General features: G+C 70.7%; 14 protein-coding genes and 1 tRNA gene. 6 read left to right on the forward strand and 9 right to left on the reverse strand.

All coding sequences use genetic code 11. From position 1 onward, the window contains the following. Window positions 1-107: 107 nt before the first annotated feature. The 3 genes from WMF17_RS03650 to WMF17_RS03660 all read left to right on the forward strand — a co-directional run bounded on the left by WMF17_RS03650 (window position 108) and on the right by WMF17_RS03660 (window position 4903). Window positions 108-184, forward strand: a tRNA-Met gene (locus WMF17_RS03650). Between the two features lie 752 nt (window positions 185-936). Beyond that, window positions 937-2934, forward strand: a complete 1998-nt coding sequence (locus WMF17_RS03655) for a globin family protein (RefSeq protein WP_437600571.1) — start codon at window positions 937-939, stop codon at window positions 2932-2934. An 85-nt stretch (window positions 2935-3019) separates the two neighbouring features. Beyond that, window positions 3020-4903, forward strand: coding sequence for a protein kinase domain-containing protein (locus tag WMF17_RS03660; RefSeq protein WP_437648137.1), 1884 nt, complete (start codon window positions 3020-3022; stop codon window positions 4901-4903). 127 nt (window positions 4904-5030) lie between these two features. Here WMF17_RS03660 and WMF17_RS03665 read toward each other — a convergent pair whose 3' ends face one another. Both WMF17_RS03665 and WMF17_RS03670 read right to left on the reverse strand, forming a co-directional pair. Next, window positions 5031-5702 carry a hypothetical protein gene (locus tag WMF17_RS03665; protein ID WP_437648139.1) on the reverse strand — a complete coding sequence of 224 codons (672 nt, stop codon included), beginning with the start codon at window positions 5700-5702 and terminating at the stop codon, window positions 5031-5033. Between the two features lie 305 nt (window positions 5703-6007). Then, the gene (locus WMF17_RS03670; protein ID WP_437648141.1) at window positions 6008-6472 is read right to left on the reverse strand and encodes a hypothetical protein; all 465 of its coding nucleotides are present in this window, start codon (window positions 6470-6472) and stop codon (window positions 6008-6010) included. Between the two features lie 87 nt (window positions 6473-6559). Between WMF17_RS03670 and WMF17_RS03675 the strand changes: the two genes are divergently transcribed. Then, window positions 6560-6778 carry a hypothetical protein gene (locus WMF17_RS03675; protein ID WP_437600575.1) on the forward strand — a complete coding sequence of 73 codons (219 nt, stop codon included), beginning with the start codon at window positions 6560-6562 and terminating at the stop codon, window positions 6776-6778. Window positions 6779-6790: 12 nt separating this feature from the next. Here WMF17_RS03675 and WMF17_RS03680 read toward each other — a convergent pair whose 3' ends face one another. From WMF17_RS03680 to WMF17_RS03690, 3 genes are all read right to left on the reverse strand, one after another. Continuing rightward, window positions 6791-7717 (reverse strand): glutamate--tRNA ligase family protein, encoded by a 927-nt coding sequence (locus WMF17_RS03680; protein WP_437600576.1) that lies wholly within the window; start codon window positions 7715-7717, stop codon window positions 6791-6793. 61 nt (window positions 7718-7778) lie between these two features. Continuing rightward, the gene (locus tag WMF17_RS03685; protein ID WP_437648143.1) at window positions 7779-9638 is read right to left on the reverse strand and encodes a glutamate--tRNA ligase; all 1860 of its coding nucleotides are present in this window, start codon (window positions 9636-9638) and stop codon (window positions 7779-7781) included. Window positions 9639-9755: 117 nt separating this feature from the next. Further along, window positions 9756-11405: an adenylate/guanylate cyclase domain-containing protein gene (locus tag WMF17_RS03690; RefSeq protein ID WP_437648145.1), complete on the reverse strand. Its 1650-nt coding sequence runs from the start codon at window positions 11403-11405 to the stop codon at window positions 9756-9758. A 916-nt stretch (window positions 11406-12321) separates the two neighbouring features. On the opposite strand from WMF17_RS03690, the gene WMF17_RS03695 reads away from it, so the two are divergent. After that, window positions 12322-12678 (forward strand): hypothetical protein, encoded by a 357-nt coding sequence (locus WMF17_RS03695; RefSeq protein ID WP_437600579.1) that lies wholly within the window; start codon window positions 12322-12324, stop codon window positions 12676-12678. Between the two features lie 44 nt (window positions 12679-12722). Here WMF17_RS03695 and WMF17_RS03700 read toward each other — a convergent pair whose 3' ends face one another. The 3 genes from WMF17_RS03700 to WMF17_RS03710 all read right to left on the reverse strand — a co-directional run bounded on the left by WMF17_RS03700 (window position 12723) and on the right by WMF17_RS03710 (window position 13875). Next, entirely contained in the window at window positions 12723-12947 is a 225-nt protein-coding gene (locus WMF17_RS03700) for a hypothetical protein (protein WP_437648147.1), read from the reverse strand. Continuing rightward, window positions 12947-13327 carry an Hsp20/alpha crystallin family protein gene (locus WMF17_RS03705; protein WP_437600580.1) on the reverse strand — a complete coding sequence of 127 codons (381 nt, stop codon included), beginning with the start codon at window positions 13325-13327 and terminating at the stop codon, window positions 12947-12949. The genes WMF17_RS03700 and WMF17_RS03705 overlap by 1 nt, the downstream gene beginning before the upstream one ends. 83 nt (window positions 13328-13410) lie before the next feature. Further along, entirely contained in the window at window positions 13411-13875 is a 465-nt protein-coding gene (locus WMF17_RS03710) for an Hsp20/alpha crystallin family protein (RefSeq protein WP_437600581.1), read from the reverse strand. Between the two features lie 345 nt (window positions 13876-14220). Here WMF17_RS03710 and WMF17_RS03715 point away from each other — a divergent pair, with 345 nt between their 5' ends. After that, window positions 14221-14802 (forward strand): YtfJ family protein, encoded by a 582-nt coding sequence (locus WMF17_RS03715; RefSeq protein WP_437600582.1) that lies wholly within the window; start codon window positions 14221-14223, stop codon window positions 14800-14802. A 36-nt stretch (window positions 14803-14838) separates the two neighbouring features. On the opposite strand, the gene WMF17_RS03720 is transcribed toward WMF17_RS03715, so the two are convergent. Next, window positions 14839-15888 carry a MerR family transcriptional regulator gene (locus WMF17_RS03720; RefSeq protein ID WP_437651280.1) on the reverse strand — a complete coding sequence of 350 codons (1050 nt, stop codon included), beginning with the start codon at window positions 15886-15888 and terminating at the stop codon, window positions 14839-14841. Between the last annotated feature and the right edge of the window lie 10 nt (window positions 15889-15898).

A 15898-nucleotide genomic window follows, 5' to 3' on the forward strand; every position in this document is an offset into this window, starting at 1 on the left:
GGTGGGCTCAGCCGCGGTTGCTTCCCCCGGTACGCGCGGTGGACACAATCGACATGGTGCCGAGAGAGAATCCTTGACCAGGGCGGGTCTGTGAGTAGATTCCACCTCGCGCGGTGGAGCAGCCTGGTAGCTCGTCGGGCTCATAACCCGAAGGTCGTGGGTTCAAATCCCGCCCGCGCAACCACGACCCAAGAAGCATCAAAGCAGCAAGAGAACGCGAGGATTGGCCAGAACAGGCCACCTCGCGTTTTTCGTTTTCTGGGTCGACATCGCAGCACCAGGAACGCCGGCGGAGCGGCGATCTGAGGGACCCCGACGGGCCGCCTTTCCGGTGAGCCCTGTCGTTCTGCGCGTCGCCTGCTCGTCCGGTGCGACCCTCGTGCAAGGTGTCCTGGGTTGCCCGGCCGCGACTCGCGCCCTGGCTCCCCGCCACTCCACCCGCACCGGAGCGCGTCCGACACGGCGCGGCCAGGGACGGTAACAGGTCGCTTCTTCCACGGAGCCCCGAGCGTCCGTGGCGCGAACTCACTCGCTTCTGTCGTTGTCCTCGCGCAATGCCGTGCCGAAGGCGGCCTCGCGTCCTGCTGCGAGCCCCGGCAGAGCGGCGCGAAACGCAGGAGCGCCCGGCCCGCTCTCCACAGCGCCGCGCCCCCGGGCCCGCTCTCCACGGCGCCGCGCCCCCCGGGCCCGCTCTCCACGGCGCCGCGCCCCCGGCCTGCTCCCCGCCCGCGGGTGAGCGGCCCTCCCGCGGGGGCGTCCGTGCCGGCGGTGCAGCCGTCTCGCTGTGCCCTGGGCAGGCCCTCTTGCCGCGCCGTAGGCAGGCGCCGGGTCCGTGATGTAGGATGGCGATAGCGGCGGCTCCTGTGCTCTGAACGCGCGCGCCGCGGCGCGCAACTCACCGATGCAATCCCGGTAACCTCCAGCGGACAACCCACGATGGCCAAACCGAACGATCCCTTCGCACCCCCGACCAACACGCGCGGCTCGGCGACGCCGGGGGATGCCGCCAAGCCGCAACGAAGCATCAGCGTGCCTGCTCCCGCGGCGCGCCCGCTGCCCGCGGCGGCATCGGCCGGACCCGCCACCCAGCGCGGGCCGGGAGCCTACGGCGCGCCCGATTTCCTGAACAAGGCCGCGCGCACGACGCCTCCGGCCGAGCTCCTGAGCCAGCGCACCATCGAGCTCGTGCAGTGGTCCTGGGCGAAGGTGATGCCCATCTCGGACGCCGCGGCGGCGCTGTTCTATGAGCGGCTGTTCACGCTGGATCCGTCCGTACGGCCGCTCTTCAAGAACGATATGGCCGAGCAGAAAAAGAAGCTCATGCAGACGCTCGCGGTGGCCGTCGATGGGCTGAACAACCTGCCCAAGCTCGTGCCCGTGCTCCAGGGGCTCGGCGTCCGGCACCAGGGCTATATGGTGGCCGAGCGCCATTACGACCTGGTGGGCGAGGCGCTGCTCTGGACGCTGCGCGAGGGGCTCGGCGACGCCTTCTCGAGCGACGTCGAGTCGGCGTGGAAAGAGGTCTACGGCGTCGTCTCGGACGTGATGAAGAAGGCCGCCGTCGCGCACGTGGCGGTGGGCACCACGCAGGTGCTCCCGCCGACGCCGGCGCCGGGCGGGAAGGAGGGCTCCCGGGTGAACGCCCCGCCGCCGGCGCCGGGCCCCGCGGGGCGCCCGGCGGATGCGGCGCAGCGGCCGAACTCGGTGCCGCCGCCCTCGTCGGCCAAGATGGCCGCGCGGACCCTCGTCGGGGTCGTCCCCCCCTGGCAGCAGGGCGAGCCGCCGGCTGCCGGGACCGCGGCGGCCGGCGCGAGCCCGGTCGCGTCGATCAGCCCGCGCACCATCGAGCTCGTGCAGCGCTCGTGGGCGAAGGTGATGCCCATCTCGGACGCCGCGGCGGCGCTCTTCTACGACCGTCTCTTCGAGCTCGATCCGTCGGTGCGGCCGTTCTTCAAGAACGACATCGCCGAGCAGAAGAAGAAGCTCATGCAGACGCTCGCGGTGGCCGTCGATGGGCTGAACAACCTGCCCAAGCTCGTACCCGTGCTCAAGTCGCTCGGCGCCCGGCACCACGGCTACATGGTCGTCGATCGCCACTACGACCTGGTGGGCGAGGCGCTGCTCTGGACGCTGCGCGAGGGGCTGGGCGACGGCTTGACGAGCGACGCCGAGTCGGCGTGGAAAGAGGTCTATGGCCTCATCGCCGACGTGATGAAGAAGGCGGCCGCCGAGCACGCCGGCGGCGGGGCTCCGGGCAAGGCCGACGCGGCGCCGGCGCCGCGCGAGCGCCCGCAGCGGCCGCCCCTGTCGGAGCCGCGGGAGCCGGCCGCGCAGAGCGTCACGGAGGTGATGCCGCGGAAGAGGCGCCCGGGCCCCCTCGACGAGGACGCCGACACGCTGCACTACCAGACGAACCCGGCCCACGAGGCCCTGGCGGCCAGCGGCCTCGATCGCGAGGAGCGACGGGCCCCGACGCCCGCCGCCGGCGCGAAGGCGAGCCCGGCGAATCCGCAAGGAATCGTCCTCCCGTGGTCGGGGCAGGAGATGGTCCTCAACGTCCACGTCAAGCTGGACGGCCCGCTCGTGACGGTCCCCGCCGCGGCGCCGGTGGCCCCCGTTGGGCCGGCCCTGGCGGCGCCGGTCGTGCTGGAGCCGACCGGGCCGAGCGGCCTCGTCGCCGGGCTCGCGATCGCCCTGCTCTCGATCTCCGCCTCGATGGCCACGGCCATCCTGCTCACGGTGGGCGGGCCCGACAAGGCTGTGGCCGTGGCGGGCGCCGCGGCGGACAGGGCGTCGCCCAGCATCGCGTCCCTCGCGACCTACGCCGTGCCGATCATCGTCACGGTCCTCGTCCTCTCGGCGTTCACCATGGGCCACGTCCTGGGCCGGGGCCGGGTGCGGAGCGACGCGGGGCAGGGCGCCGGGCGGCTGTGAGCGGCGCGCGCGGGTTGTGACCTCGGGCCGACGCATGCGCTGGGCGAGCGCGGGGGGTTGATGTCAACATGGGAGCAAGCTTCCAATGATCGCGGATCCTGCGATGACGCTGACCCACCTGGTAGGACAATGGCTGGGACCCTTCCAGCTGATCCAGCTGCTCGGCATCGGCGCGATGGGCGCCGTGTACCTGGCCAGGGACAGCGTCCTCCAGCGCGATGTGGCGGTGAAGCTCATCGCGAAGGGGAGCGCGGACACGGACCCCGACCGGCGCGACCGCTTCCTGCGCGAGGCGCGCGCGGCGGCGCGCCTCCTCCACCCGAACGTTGTGCAGATCTTCCAGGTCGGCGAGGACGAAGACGTCCGCTACATCGCGATGGAGTACGTCCACGGCCTGACCATGGCGCAGGCGGCGAAGCAGCACGGCGGCCGCCTGCCGGAGCAGTTCGGGATCGAGAAGATGCGCGAGGCTGCGGCGGCGCTCGAGCTCGCGGCGTCGTTCGGCATCTCCCACCGCGACATCAAGCCCGCGAACCTCCTGCTCACCGCGTCGGGGACGCTCAAGATCGCCGACTTCGGCCTGGCGTCCCACCCGGAGAGCGGCCCGCTCGGCAGCACCGGCACCTCCCGCACGCTGGAGGGCACGCCGTTCTACATGAGCCCGGAGCAGTGGACCGGGCAGGAGATCGCGCCCCCGTCCGATATCTACAGCCTCGGCTGCACCTTCTACCACCTGCTCGTCGGCCGGACGCCGTACTCGGCGCGGGACCTCGCCGGCTGCTTCCAGGCGCACTGCCACACGCCCGTCCCGGATCCGAAGCTGTCGATGCCGGACATCGATCCGCTCCTCGCGGAGCTCCTGCGCCGCTGCATGTCGAAGCGGGCCCAGGAGCGGCCGTCCGCCGGGCACATCGTGGCGTTCCTCGAGGACATGCTGATGCTCCGGCGCAGCAGCGTGCGGCCGCGGGAGCTGCCGGAGCCGAAGGGCTCCGCGCTGGGCTCCGGGGTGGATCTCGCCGATACGCGGATAAGCCAGCTCCCGCTGCCGACGAGGGGCACGCTCGCGACGCCGACGGGCACGATCCTGGTGAACAGCGCGAGCACGAGCGGGCATTTCACCGGCCAGTACAGCTACCGTGACCATTTCGGGCTGACCGGGTATCCGTTCAGCGACATCCGACAGCCGAGCTCCTTCTGGGATGCGGGCCCGTATGCGTGGATCTTGAGGACCCTGGCGTCGCAGATCGTCGCCGGGCAGCGCCCGGCGATCCTCGTGGGCGAGCCGGGGAGCGGCCGGACGTTCGTGTGCGAGATGATCAAGAACAAGGTCCCTCGCATCCAGGTCTTCTCGATCGAGCCGCAGCTGCTCTTCGGGACGCGGCCTCTCGTGTCGCTGTGCAGGCAGGTGGGGGCGTCGGCCGTCTCACCCACCCTGAGCCAGCAGTTCCTCGTCGACGCGTTCCTCGGGCAGGCGCTCCTCCGCGCCGGGTCGGACGCGATCGCGGTCCTGGTCGTCGACGGCGTCGATCCGGAGGATCACGACCTCCTGATGGAGCTCCACGACATCCTCCGCTGCGCCCCCCAGGGCAGGCTGTCGATGATCCTGGTGGGCGCCCCCGATCTGCCCCCGACCCTCGCGTCGAACGGCGTGCCGCGCGAGCTCTACTCCGGCGCCCAATCGCTCCTGCTCCCTGGCATGACGCAGCAGGAGATGATCGAGTACATCGATTTCAGGATGCGGTCGGTCGGAGGGAGCGGGCGGGGGCTCAACCTGGACCTCGCGTCACAGCAGCTGCTGCACGCGAGGAGCGGCGGCAGCCCGAAGCTCATCAACATCTACTGCCACAACGCGCTGACGCTCGCGGCGATCCAGGGCGAGCTCGAGGTGAGCCTGTCGTCCATCCGCCTCGGCATGAAGAGCAAGAGCTACCTCACCGCCGAGGCGGCCATGGCCCTGCTCCGCGGCTGAGCCGCGCGCCCCGCTGCCATCGCCTCAGCCGGTCTGGCCGTGGGCTCATTCTCGTCCTCCGCGGGGCGCGGAGGACTCTGGAGCAACCCGGCTTCCCGAGCCAAAGGGCGTTGAGCCCGACCCTGCGCTAGCTATCGTTTCCGACCGCTGGCGGCGCCGCCTGCGGCGGTGGTTTGGCCTTGCCCCCCGGCATGGAGGCGAGCACCGCCTCGTCCGTCATCGGAGCGCGCCGCACGTTCTGCGCGCGTCCCATACGTGCTCTCGAGTGCTTGTCGTCGGCGATGCACCTGCCGCGCGTGTAGGCGCTGAGCCTGTCGCGCGCGTCCTGTTTGCGGCACGCGCCGAAGGATTTCCTGATCAGCGCGAACCCTGCGCGAAAGCACTTCTCGCGGTCCGAGACGAGGTCGTCATGCGACCACCCCTCCCGCGTCTTGCCGGGGCCGACGCGGATCTGGAGCAGACAGGAGTCGACCCCAGAGCCGCGCGCGAGCTTCCCGAGGCCGAGATCGACGTCGCGACGGTAGCCGCTCTCGAAATAGGCGATCGACAGGAGCAGCGCCATCGTCTCGGCTCGCCCGCGCGGGCCGCCGAAGACCGGCTTCAACTCGGGATCATACGCCACCTTCGCCGCCGCGCGCGCGATCTCGTGGTAGCGCGCGCGGCCGTCCTCGGGCGTCTCGATCGCATCCTTGATGTGGCTCGTCCCGGGCGGAGCCCATGTGATCATGATGCTGACCGCCCACGCGATGATCGACTCCATGACATATGTAAGGTACTGGTCTCCCTCTGCGTCAAGCATTTAGAACAGCCTGGCTGGGATTATCGTCATGCATTGTATGTTCGTGTGCCGCTCAGCGTGCATTATAACGCCCTCGTCGAATTGCCAATCGTGCGGACGGAGGTACGCGGTGCGCAATCGGTTTCGCACCTGCTTCGCACCAGCGTGATTTCGCGACGTTTGTCGCGGGCATGAAGCGTGGATTGAGCGTGGATTGGCTGCCCCGAGCCCCGGGAGAACGACTCGCCCTCATCGAGGCCGCGCGAAGATCGGAGCGACGGCGCCGCGCCTTCCGGGGCGGGCGAGCCACCCCGGCGCGGCGCGCATCACGCCTTCTCGGCGGCGTCTTCTTCGGAGGTCGCGCGCGTGTCCTCGAGCCGGTCCACCGCGCGCAGCTCGGGGAACAGCCATCCCCAGAGCGCCACGACGGCGATCGTCCCGAGGCCGCCGACTATCACGGTCGGGACGGTGCCGATGAGCCGCGCGAGGGTGCCCGACTCGAGCTCTCCGAGCTCGTTCGAGGCGCCGACGAACACCCTATTGACCGCGCTCACGCGGCCGCGCATCTCGGGCGGCGTGGCGAGCTGCTCCAGGGTCATCCGCACGACGACGCTCACCATGTCGGCGGCGCCGATCACGGTGAGCGCGACGAGCGAGAGGAGGAAGCTGCGCGACAGGCCGAACACGACCGTCGCCAGGCCGAACAGCCCCACGCAGAGGAGCATCTTCGTCCCGGCGTGGCGCCCGATGGGCCGGAACGCGAGGAGCACCGCCATCAACCCGGCCCCCATCGAGGCAGCGAGCGTCGCGCGGGTCGCGCTGCGCCGGCGCAGAATGCTGGCGCGCCGACCCGGAGCCATGGTATGCGGCGGCCCGACATGACACCCCTAGGAAACGACGCCTCACCAAGTCGAACGCGCGACCTCGCCGAGCAGGCGCGGCGCGCCTGGACGCTGCTCGGAGGTCACTCCCGCCGCGAGCGTGAGGACGATCGCCGCGACGACGACGACGACGACGACGATCTGCCGCGCCCGAACGCGATCGCCACGCTGCTTCCGTGGCTGGGCCTCGCCGGCTCGTCGCTGCTGCCCGCCTGAGCGGCGCGCCCCTCACGGGCCCGGCGTCGTCACCCGGAGCACCCCGTCGCCGGCGCTCACGACGCGGTCCTCGGTCGCGACGCGCGACCAGCTGAACTCCCGGAGCAGCTCCGCCGGCGCGCACGGCTCGGGGCGATCCCGCAGGCCGACGCAGCAGGCGAGCGCGCCGCAGAGCGCGGGCGCGCTCCGGGCGAGCGCCGCGCCGCGCGCCGCGCCGTGCGTCTTGGCCAGCTTGCCGCCGCGCTCCTCGAGGAGGAGCAGGTGGTGGCGGTAGACAGGCGCCGGCAGCCCGAGCAGCGCCTGGAGCGCCGCCTGCGTCGCGGTGCTCGGCGCGATGTCGCGCCCCCGGACGACGCGCGTGACGCCCGCCGCGCCGTCGTCGACCACCACCGCGAGCTGGTACGAGAACGCGCCGTCGCGCCGGCGCACCACCGGGTCGCCCATCGCCAGCGCGGGCTCCTGCGACAGGTCGAGCCCGCCCTCGTCGACGGGCCGGAAGACCTCGTCCGGCAGCCGCGCCCGGATCGGCTCGACGCTCGCGCGCCACCCGCCGGGCGGCAGCGCGCGGCCGCGTGCGCGGTTGTCGTACGCCCAGCCGCCGTCGGGCGCGCGCCGGCCGATCGCGCGCACCTCCTCGCGGGTCGCGGAGCAGGGATACAGCGCGCCGAGCGCCTCCAGCCGGTCCATCGCCGCCTCGTGGTGCGCCCGCCGGGTGTGCTGCTCGAGGCGCTCGTCGAAATCGAGCCCGAGCCACGCGAGATCTTCCTCGAGGGCGCGCGCGAGCTCGGGCCGGCAGCGGTCGGGATCGAGGTCCTCCAGCCGGAGGAGCAGCCGCGCGCCCCGCGACCGCGCGTCCAGCCAGCAGAGCAGCGCCGCCGCGAGCGTGCCGAGGTGGGCGGGCCCGGTGGTCGACGGGGCGAACCGGCACACCTCGCTCATCGTTCCTCCTATCGCCGCGGGCGCCCGTGCTCCGGGCGCGCGGCCCGTGTCACGGCGCGCCTCAGAGGAAGCGGGCGATGCGCGCCCGCACGCGCGGCTCGCCCAGGACCGCCATCACCTCGGTGAGATCGGGGCTGTTGCGCGTCCCGCAGACGGCGACCCGGAGCAGCATCGAGACGTCGCCGACATGGCCCTTCCACGACTCGGGAGAGGCCTTGTACTGCTTCACCTCGCCGGCGTAGCCCGAGGCCACCGCGATCTGCCGGATCTTCTCGAACCACGCCTCCTTCGAGTCGGCCGGATCGAAGACCTCGAGCATCTGCCGGAGCAGCGGCCTGCGATCCGCCTCCGGGACGTTCTCGGGGAAATCGAACGACTCCAGGCGGCCGTAGAGCTCGTCGTAGAAGAAGAAGAGCTGGGAGCGCAGGTCGGGCCAGGTGACGATGCGCTTGTTCGACTTCTTGCCGCCGCGCTCGATGCCGAGCGCGCGCTTCGTGTACTCCGGATCTCGCTCCATCAGCGCGGCGAGCTCCGTGTCGTACGCCCTCGCCCAGTCGAGGCCCTGGGTGTAGACGTCCTCGGCGCTCATCCGGCTCACGACCGCCTGGCTGACGCTCTTCAGCTTGACCAGGTCGCTCAGGGCGCCGCCGGGGGCGAGCTTGTTCAGCTTGAGGGGGAAGGCGGAATAGGGCTTGTCGGGGTTCGCCTTGCGCCAGTCCTCGAACGCGGAGTTGGCGATGTTGAGCAGGTACTCGATCGTGGCCGTCTCCGGGACGCCGATCTCCCGGTAATACGCGATGTTCGCCTCGGGGTCCTTGCGCTTGCTCAGCTTGCGCCGCGCGTCCGAGACCTTGAGCGCGCCCGTCTCCGGGTCCGCCTCCTCCACGTGGTCGAGCTTCTGGATCGGCGGGACGTGGGCGTACTCGACCGGCCTGAACCCGAGCACGCGGAAGAGCTGCAGGTGGAGCGGCATCGACGAGATCCACTCGTCGCCGCGGATCACGTGCGTCGTCCGCATCAGGTGATCGTCGACGGCGTGGGCGAAGTGGTAGGTGGGGATGCCGTCCGACTTGAGGAGGATGGTGTCGAGATCGTTGACGGGCATCGAGATGACGCCCTTCACGCCGTCCTTCCACTCGACCCGGCCGGAGACGTCGTCCGGGGCGCGCAGCCGGAGCACGAACGGGGTGCCGCTCGCGAGCGCCTCCTTCACCCGGGCGAGCGGCGCGTCGCGCCACTTCGCCCACCGGCCGTGATAACCGGTCTTGATCGCGACGGGCTTCTGGTCCTGGACGCCCTTCTCCTGGAGCGCCTTCTGCTCCTGGACCGCCTTCTTCTGGAGCGTCTCCTGCTCCTGCCGGATGGCGTCGAGCTCCTCGACCGTGCAGAAGCAGGGGTAGGCGAAGCCGCGGCGGATGAGGTCGATCGCGTAATCCCGGTAGATCTCGGCCCGCTCTGTCTGGATATAAGGGCCGTAGTTGCCCTGCTGAACGAGCTCGCCTCGCGACGCTCCTCCCTCCTTGGCCGGCGCGCGGAGCACGCCTTCGTGAGGGGAGAGATCGAAGCGTGCTAGCGAGTCGACGATGGTGTCGATCGCGCCGGGGATGGCGCGCTTCACGTCGGTGTCCTCGAGGCGGAGGAAGAAGACGCCCTCGCTCTGGAGGGAGAGCCGCTTGTTGATGAGCGACACGAAGACGCCGCCGATGTGCATGAACCCGGTGGGGCTCGGCGCGAAGCGGGTGACCATCGCGCCTTTGGGCAGCGCGCGCCGGGGATAGCGCGCCTCGTACTCCTCGGGCCGCCTGGCCGACGCCGCGGCCTCGCCGAACAGGAGGCGCACGAGCTCGTCGCGGTCCTCTCCGGGGCCCGGTTCGCGGACGGTGACGGGAAGCGTCGTCTCGTTCGAGGCCTGCTTGTCCATGAGGGCGCGTCGCTCCTTTTCTGACATCGGGCGGGGAGGGGAGGGGGCAGCCTTTGCACGCCCGCCAGGCCTTGTCAATCGTGGCCTTGGCGCGGGCCGCGTGGGCGCCGCGCGGCGCTACTGCGGTGTCGTCTCGCCGACGAGCCAATACGTCTTCATCGCGCCCTTGCCCTTGATCGTCACGAGGCCCCGCTCCTCGAGGAGGAAGTCCCCCACGAGCCGGGCATAGCTCGCCTCGCTCACCTGGATTCTCCCGGGCTCTCCGCTCGACTCCATGCGGCTCGCCACGTTCACCGCGTCGCCCCAGAGGTCGTAGCTGAACTTCTTCTTGCCGATCACCCCGGCGATGACAGGCCCGGTGTTGATGCCGATCCTCAGCCGGAACGGCTCGCCGTCGTCGGCCAGGAACTGGTCCATGGCGCGGGTCATCGCGAGGGCCATCCGCGCTATCGCCCTCGCGTGATCGGGGCGCTGCGACGGCAGCCCGCCGACGACCATGTAGGCGTCTCCTATGGTCTTGATCTTCTCCAGGCCGTGCTGCTCGGCGAGCTGATCGAACGACGAGAACATCCGGTTGAGCAGGCCGACGAGCTCCGCCGGGCTCTGCCGCGCGGCGAGGGAGGTGAAGCCGGCGATGTCCGCGAAGAGGATGGTCACCTCCTCGAAGTGCTCGGCGATGAGCCGCTCGTGCTCCTTCAGCTGCTCGGCGATGGAGCTCGGCAGGATGTTGAGGAGGAGCCGGTCCGAGCGCTCGTGGGCCCGCTCCGCCGCCGCCTTCGCCTGCTCGAGGGCGGCCTTCTGCTGGCTCTGCCGCCGGGCGTTCGTCTCGAGGGCCGAGAGCATGCCGTTGATCGACCCGGTGAGGCGCGACAGCTCGTCGGTGCCCGGCATCTCGATCCGCGCCGAGAGGTCGCCGACGCCGCCGATCTCGGTGACCTCCCTGCTGAGCCGGGCGAGCCGGTAGAGGACGAGCTTCTCCAGGAGCAGCAGGGTGACGCCCCCGAAGACCAGCCCGACGAGCACCGTCACGAGCACGAGGTAGCGCAGCGTGTCGTGGCCCATCCTGAGGATCGCCCGGTCGTTGTCGACGCGCAGGAGCAGCGCCGGCCGGCCGTCGAGGTCATCGAGGACGGTGTACCCGGCGATCCGGTCCTCGCCGAGCGGGTGGACGAGGATCGCCTCGCGGCCCGTCATGGCGGCGCGCGCCTCGAGGAAGTCGCTGGGCAGGTCGGGGTCGTCGAGCCGGCGCACGGCGAGCGAGAGGCCGGCGGGCTCGGTGAGGCGCTTGATCTCGGCGTCGGTCAAGAAGCGCCCGAACGTGACGGAGCCGGCGACCGGCCCGCGGCCCGAGCTGCCGACGCTCGGCTGGGAGCAGACGAGCATCGGCCCGTCCGGCAGGAGGACGATGCCGCCCCGGACCGCGCTGGCCGGCGCGTCCTGCCCGAACAGGAGATCGCCGACGCGGAGCCGCTCGGCAATGCCTCGCGGGAGCGGGGCCCAGCGCTTCGTGGCGTGATCGTAGCCGGTGCTGTACACGGGGATTCCGTCCGCGTCGGCGAAGACGGCGAGATCGATCCGGGTGATGTCGAAGAGCTCGGCGACGAGGTTCGAGCGGACGAACTCTTGATTGCCGTCCTGCACGAACGCGTGCGCGTCGTCCCACTGGCTCCAGTCGGTCCAGCGCGCGTTGAAGTCGCGGATGGCCTGGTTGAACAGGTTGAGGGCCACCTGGGCGGTGCGGCGCGTATCCTGCGCCTCGGCGGCCATGGAGTTGGCGAGGAGCGCCCTCGACGAGACGCCGTACAGGGCAAAGCTGAGCCCGAGCAGCGTGGCGGCGATCGCCAGCAGCGTCTTTGCGCGCAGCGAGAGCAGGGCGTCGAGGGCGGGCTTCAGCGTCAGCGACGGCGAGCCTATCGAAATGCGCGCCGGCGCGGAAGTGCGCCGGCGCGAGGTGCGGCCGGAGCGGAAGCGCGCTGGTGGGGCGGGGACGGTGCGCGGCGCGAGAGGGGGGCGCGGGGTCCGGCGGTCGTCTGGATGGGCCTGCTGGATGGGAGTGGGAGGCGCGATGTCCTCTCATCCGACGCAGCCCGCAAGGCACCGAGTTCCAGACGTGGTTCAAGGACGTTTCCGACGGCCGCCCGTACTGCGCTGCGCCTTCGTGTCCTCCTCGGAAATACAGGTTTATGGTAATGAGAACAACTCGGCAGGTCGTCGGTGTTACGGGGCCATGGTGCGCGTCGTCACGGTATCTCAATTCACCCCGGTGCTTCCTTGGACCGCTCTCGCGAGAGCAGATAGAATGCTCTCGATGCACACGCCCTGCCGGCTGCTCGTCGCTCCTGCGCTCCTCCTCACCCTCGCTGCGTGCGCCAACGGCACCGACGACTTGATGCCCGGGTACTACGAGGAGCAGGCCGGTGGAGGCGGAAGCGGCGGCGGGGGAGGCGAAGGGGGCGCCGGAGGGGCGGATGCGTCTTCGAGCTCGAGGGCGAGCTCTAGCGTGAGCTCCGCCGGGGTCGGCGGCGCCGGGGGCGAGGGCGGGAGCAGCGATGGGGGCGAGGGCGGGAGCAGCGATGGGGGCGGTGGGGGTGAGGAGGCCGAATGCGATTACGCTGCACCGAACACGTGTGCTCGAGCAGAGGATCTCGGGACGGTCCCTGGCGATGACGGCGCCGATTGGGCGATGGAGACAGCGACAGGAACCACGTCGAGGTGGTTCAAGGTCCGTGTCATCGATGAGGCGAACTGGCCCACCTCCGAGCGCTTCAAAGCGACGCTCACCTCTCCGCCGGGGATGAATTTCGATCTGATTGTCTACCAAGGGGAGATCGAGGTGAATGCGCCGGATTGCTTCGTGTCCGGCGTGAGGGGGCAAGGAACGCCTGAGTCATTCACGACAACCTGGAATGACCGTATTGGGCCGGACGACCACCGCTGGTTCATCCTCGAGGTGCGTCATGTGGATGGCACCGCGTGCGGCGAGGAGGCGAAGTGGACGCTGACGGTCGAAGGTAGGGTGCCGCCATCACCGGACCCTTGAGCCTGCACGCGAAGCAATGCAGCACGAGGTGTGGCACCGCTCTGTCACTGGAGAGGCCCCGTGCCAAAGATTCTGGCCCACACGACCTCGCTGCACCCCACGCCGTCGCAGTCCTCCTCGCCCCTCTCGTCGCAGTCCTCCTCGCCCGGCAACACCTGATCCTCGCACGCCCCCCCAGCTCCCATCCGCGACGGCACCGCGCGCCGGCCCGACGCCGCCCCGAGGGGGCCGCCGGTCGCCGGCGACGCGGTGCCTCTGACACACCACATCAGCCCGCGCTGATCGGGATCTGACGGGGCTTGAGCGACGCGCTCTTCGGCAGGTGGATCCGCAGGACGCCCGCCTGGAGCTCCGCGGCGATCTTCTCCGAATCGATGCCCTGCGGGACCACGAAGCTGCGACGGAAGTCCGGCAGGTTGTCCGCGCTCTGCTCGCGCTCGGCCGCCTCGGTGCGCCGGCCCTCGAACGTCAGCTCCCCCTTCTCCAGGCGGATGGCCAGCTTGTCCTGCGTCACACCCGGGAGATCCGCCACGACAAGGAGCTCGTCGGCGTTCTCGTAGATGTCCACCGCGGGGGGCACTGCAGGGCGCTGCTGGATCTTCTCAGGGTTGCTCTCAGCACGGTGGGTCAAGTTGCGATCGGTGCTCATCTTCATCACTCCTTCCTCGGTACATTCCAGATCCGCTGCTCGCCGGATCGTCTCTCTCCTCTCGGTCTGCCTCCGTCTGCCCCTCAGCGCGCCGTCACCGTGATCTGCCGCGGCTGCGCCTCGGCGGCCTTGTTCAGCGTCAGCGTCAGCACGCCGTTCCTGAGGACCGCAGAGGTCTTCTCGGGGTCGACCTTGCTCGGCAGCGTGAAGCTCCGGCTGAAACGCACCCCGCCCCGCTCCCTGCGGTGGACGAGATAGCCCTCCGGCGCGTCCGACTTGCGCTCTCCGCTCACGGTCAGGACGTCCTGGTTGAGCGAGATCTGGACGTCCTTCTCCGCCAGACCCGGAAGATCGGCCTTCACGACAAGCGCGCTGCCCGTGTCGAACAGGTGGATGCGCGGCCCAGGCGTGTACCGCGGCGACTGGTCGAACTCGCCGCGGAGCGACGGGCGAGGCGCGTCGTACTCCTCGAACGCCCGATCCATTCGCCGGCGGAGCTCATCCATCATGGCAAACGTGCGATCGAAATCCGTGTACCGGTTCAGCATGACGACTCCTCCATGACCCCCGCGCGCGGCGCGCGCCGGGGCCTCGCCCGCGGCGCCGTCACCCTGCTCGCGACGGCCCATTTGTTGTAGTGTTACGGGACCTTGGCTCCGAGAGCCGGTCTCCTCGCACCGCCCAATCTTTGCACGGCGCCGGGGGTGTCAAGAGCCGCGCCGACCCTCCCGCTCACCGCGCCGGACCGGGAGGAAGACGAGCTCGACGGGCATCGCCACCCCCCCCCCAGAAGAACCTCCAGGACACCCAAGGACGCCTCCAGCAGCGACAGCCCGGGAGATCGACCAGCGTTGAACAACCCTGGAGTAACGCTCGAGAAAATGCTACAAACCATGGACATGCCGATCCGCCCGCCCGCTCCCCGCCGCCCGCGGCCCGCCCGCCTCCTCTCGGCCGCCTCCGCCGCGGCGCTGGCCGTCGCGCTGGTCTCGGGCGCCGCGCTGGCGCTGCCGCCTGTGGGCGATCGGGCGCCGAACGCCCGCGTCGAGGACGCCGACGGCCGCGAGCTCCAGCTCAAGGCGCTGCGGGGCAAGCCGATCCTCATCGTCTACGAGGACAAGGACTCGACGACGCAGAACCAGGCGCTCAAGGACGCGCTGGCGAAGCTCGCGAAGGGCGACCGTTACAAGCGCTCCATCGCCGTCACGGCCATCGCCGACGTGAGCTCCTACGACTTCTGGCCGGCGAAAGGGTTCGTGAAGGACGCCATCCGCGACGAGTCGCGGAAGGTCGGCGCGACCATCTACTGCGACTGGGACGGCACCTTCCGCGAGGCCTACCGGCTCCGCCGCGGCATCAGCAACGTCATCCTCGTCGGCAAGAACGGCCAGGTGCTCTTCGCGGCCGAGGGCAAGCTCAAGCCCGAGGCGCAGACAAGGGTCCTCGACCTGCTCCGCAAAGAGGTCGACGGCTGACCGCGGCGCGCGCACAGGCCGGCGCGGGGCGCGCGCTCAGCTCGCGTCCTTGCGGCGCCGGCGCGAGAGCAGCGCGGACTCGACCTGCGCGCGGATCTCCGCCATTTCCGGGGCCGCCACGAGGCCGCCGCGCGCCTCGATGAACGGCCGGAGCGCCTCGGAGCCGGCGCCGCCCACGATCCACGGGGCGCCCCGGCAGGCGTCGGCGTAGGCGTCGATGAGCTCGCGCGCGGCCGGAGGCGGCGGCGGGATCGCGACCGTTAGCGCGATGATGTCCGGCGCGAGCGACTCGACCGCGCGCGCGATCGCGGCAGGCGGCGTCCTCGGGCCGAGCACGATGGAGCGGAAACCCCACGCGCAGAAGCGCAGGCCGACGCCGAACAGCCCGAGCACGTGATCCTCGTCGGCAAAGGCGGCGAGCAGCACGCGCCGCCCGCTCTCGCCCGGCTGCGCCAGCCGCAGGAGGTGCATCAACGTCGCGCCGAGGACCTGCGAGGCGAGGTGCTCCTGCGCGACCGTGATCTTCCCCTCGTGCCAGAGGTCGCCGATGCGCTCGAGCGCCGGGCCGAGCGCGCGCTCGAAGATCGTCACCGAAGGGCCGAGCGACAGGGCCCGGTTCACCTCGACCTCGAGGCCGTCCGGGTCGAACCGGATCGCTGCGTCGACGATGCGATCGCTCGCGCCCGCGAACGCGTCGCCGCCGTTCATGTGCGCCGGCGCGCGGGGCACCTCCGTCTCGCGCACCATGCGCGCCGCCTCGGCCGCGGCCATCCCGCCGTTCACGTAGTCGCGCATCTTCTTGATCACCGCGACATCGTCATCGCTGTACAGGCGATACGCCGACGCCGTGCGCGCAGGGGACGGCACGCCGTAACGACGCTCCCACGCGCGCAGCGTCGCCGACGTCACGCCACACATCTTGGAGACGGCATGGATTCTGTAACGGCTCAAGTGAACAACCCTGGTGGACCCGCCGAGCCGCGGCCGCCAGCGCCGGCTCGAAGCACCGAGCCGACGGGCGGCGCAACCCCAGGAAGGCCAGCTTGCGCAGATGTTTTCGCCTTTGTCAAAGGCTAGTACAAACATTATCCTCGGC

Origin of the sequence: Sorangium sp. So ce362 (genome assembly GCF_051519845.1) — a bacterium.
GTDB lineage: Bacteria > Myxococcota_A > Polyangia > Polyangiales > Polyangiaceae > Sorangium.

Excerpts from the sequence above, each read along its gene's own strand:
- WMF17_RS03655 (WP_437600571.1), top strand. The coding sequence starts at position 937 with ATGGCCAAACCGAACGATCCCTTCGCACCCCCGACCAACACGCGCGGC.
- WMF17_RS03660 (WP_437648137.1), top strand. The coding sequence starts at position 3,020 with ATGATCGCGGATCCTGCGATGACGCTGACCCACCTGGTAGGACAATGG.
- WMF17_RS03665 (WP_437648139.1), bottom strand. The coding sequence starts at position 5,702 with ATGCTTGACGCAGAGGGAGACCAGTACCTTACATATGTCATGGAGTCG.
- WMF17_RS03670 (WP_437648141.1), bottom strand. The coding sequence starts at position 6,472 with ATGGGGGCCGGGTTGATGGCGGTGCTCCTCGCGTTCCGGCCCATCGGG.
- WMF17_RS03675 (WP_437600575.1), top strand. The coding sequence starts at position 6,560 with ATGACACCCCTAGGAAACGACGCCTCACCAAGTCGAACGCGCGACCTC.
- WMF17_RS03680 (WP_437600576.1), bottom strand. The coding sequence starts at position 7,717 with ATGAGCGAGGTGTGCCGGTTCGCCCCGTCGACCACCGGGCCCGCCCAC.
- WMF17_RS03685 (WP_437648143.1), bottom strand. The coding sequence starts at position 9,638 with ATGGACAAGCAGGCCTCGAACGAGACGACGCTTCCCGTCACCGTCCGC.
- WMF17_RS03690 (WP_437648145.1), bottom strand. The coding sequence starts at position 11,405 with ATGGCCGCCGAGGCGCAGGATACGCGCCGCACCGCCCAGGTGGCCCTC.
- WMF17_RS03695 (WP_437600579.1), top strand. The coding sequence starts at position 12,322 with ATGGAGACAGCGACAGGAACCACGTCGAGGTGGTTCAAGGTCCGTGTC.
- WMF17_RS03700 (WP_437648147.1), bottom strand. The coding sequence starts at position 12,947 with ATGTGGTGTGTCAGAGGCACCGCGTCGCCGGCGACCGGCGGCCCCCTC.
- WMF17_RS03705 (WP_437600580.1), bottom strand. The coding sequence starts at position 13,327 with ATGAGCACCGATCGCAACTTGACCCACCGTGCTGAGAGCAACCCTGAG.
- WMF17_RS03710 (WP_437600581.1), bottom strand. The coding sequence starts at position 13,875 with ATGCTGAACCGGTACACGGATTTCGATCGCACGTTTGCCATGATGGAT.
- WMF17_RS03715 (WP_437600582.1), top strand. The coding sequence starts at position 14,221 with ATGGACATGCCGATCCGCCCGCCCGCTCCCCGCCGCCCGCGGCCCGCC.
- WMF17_RS03720 (WP_437651280.1), bottom strand. The coding sequence starts at position 15,888 with ATGTTTGTACTAGCCTTTGACAAAGGCGAAAACATCTGCGCAAGCTGG.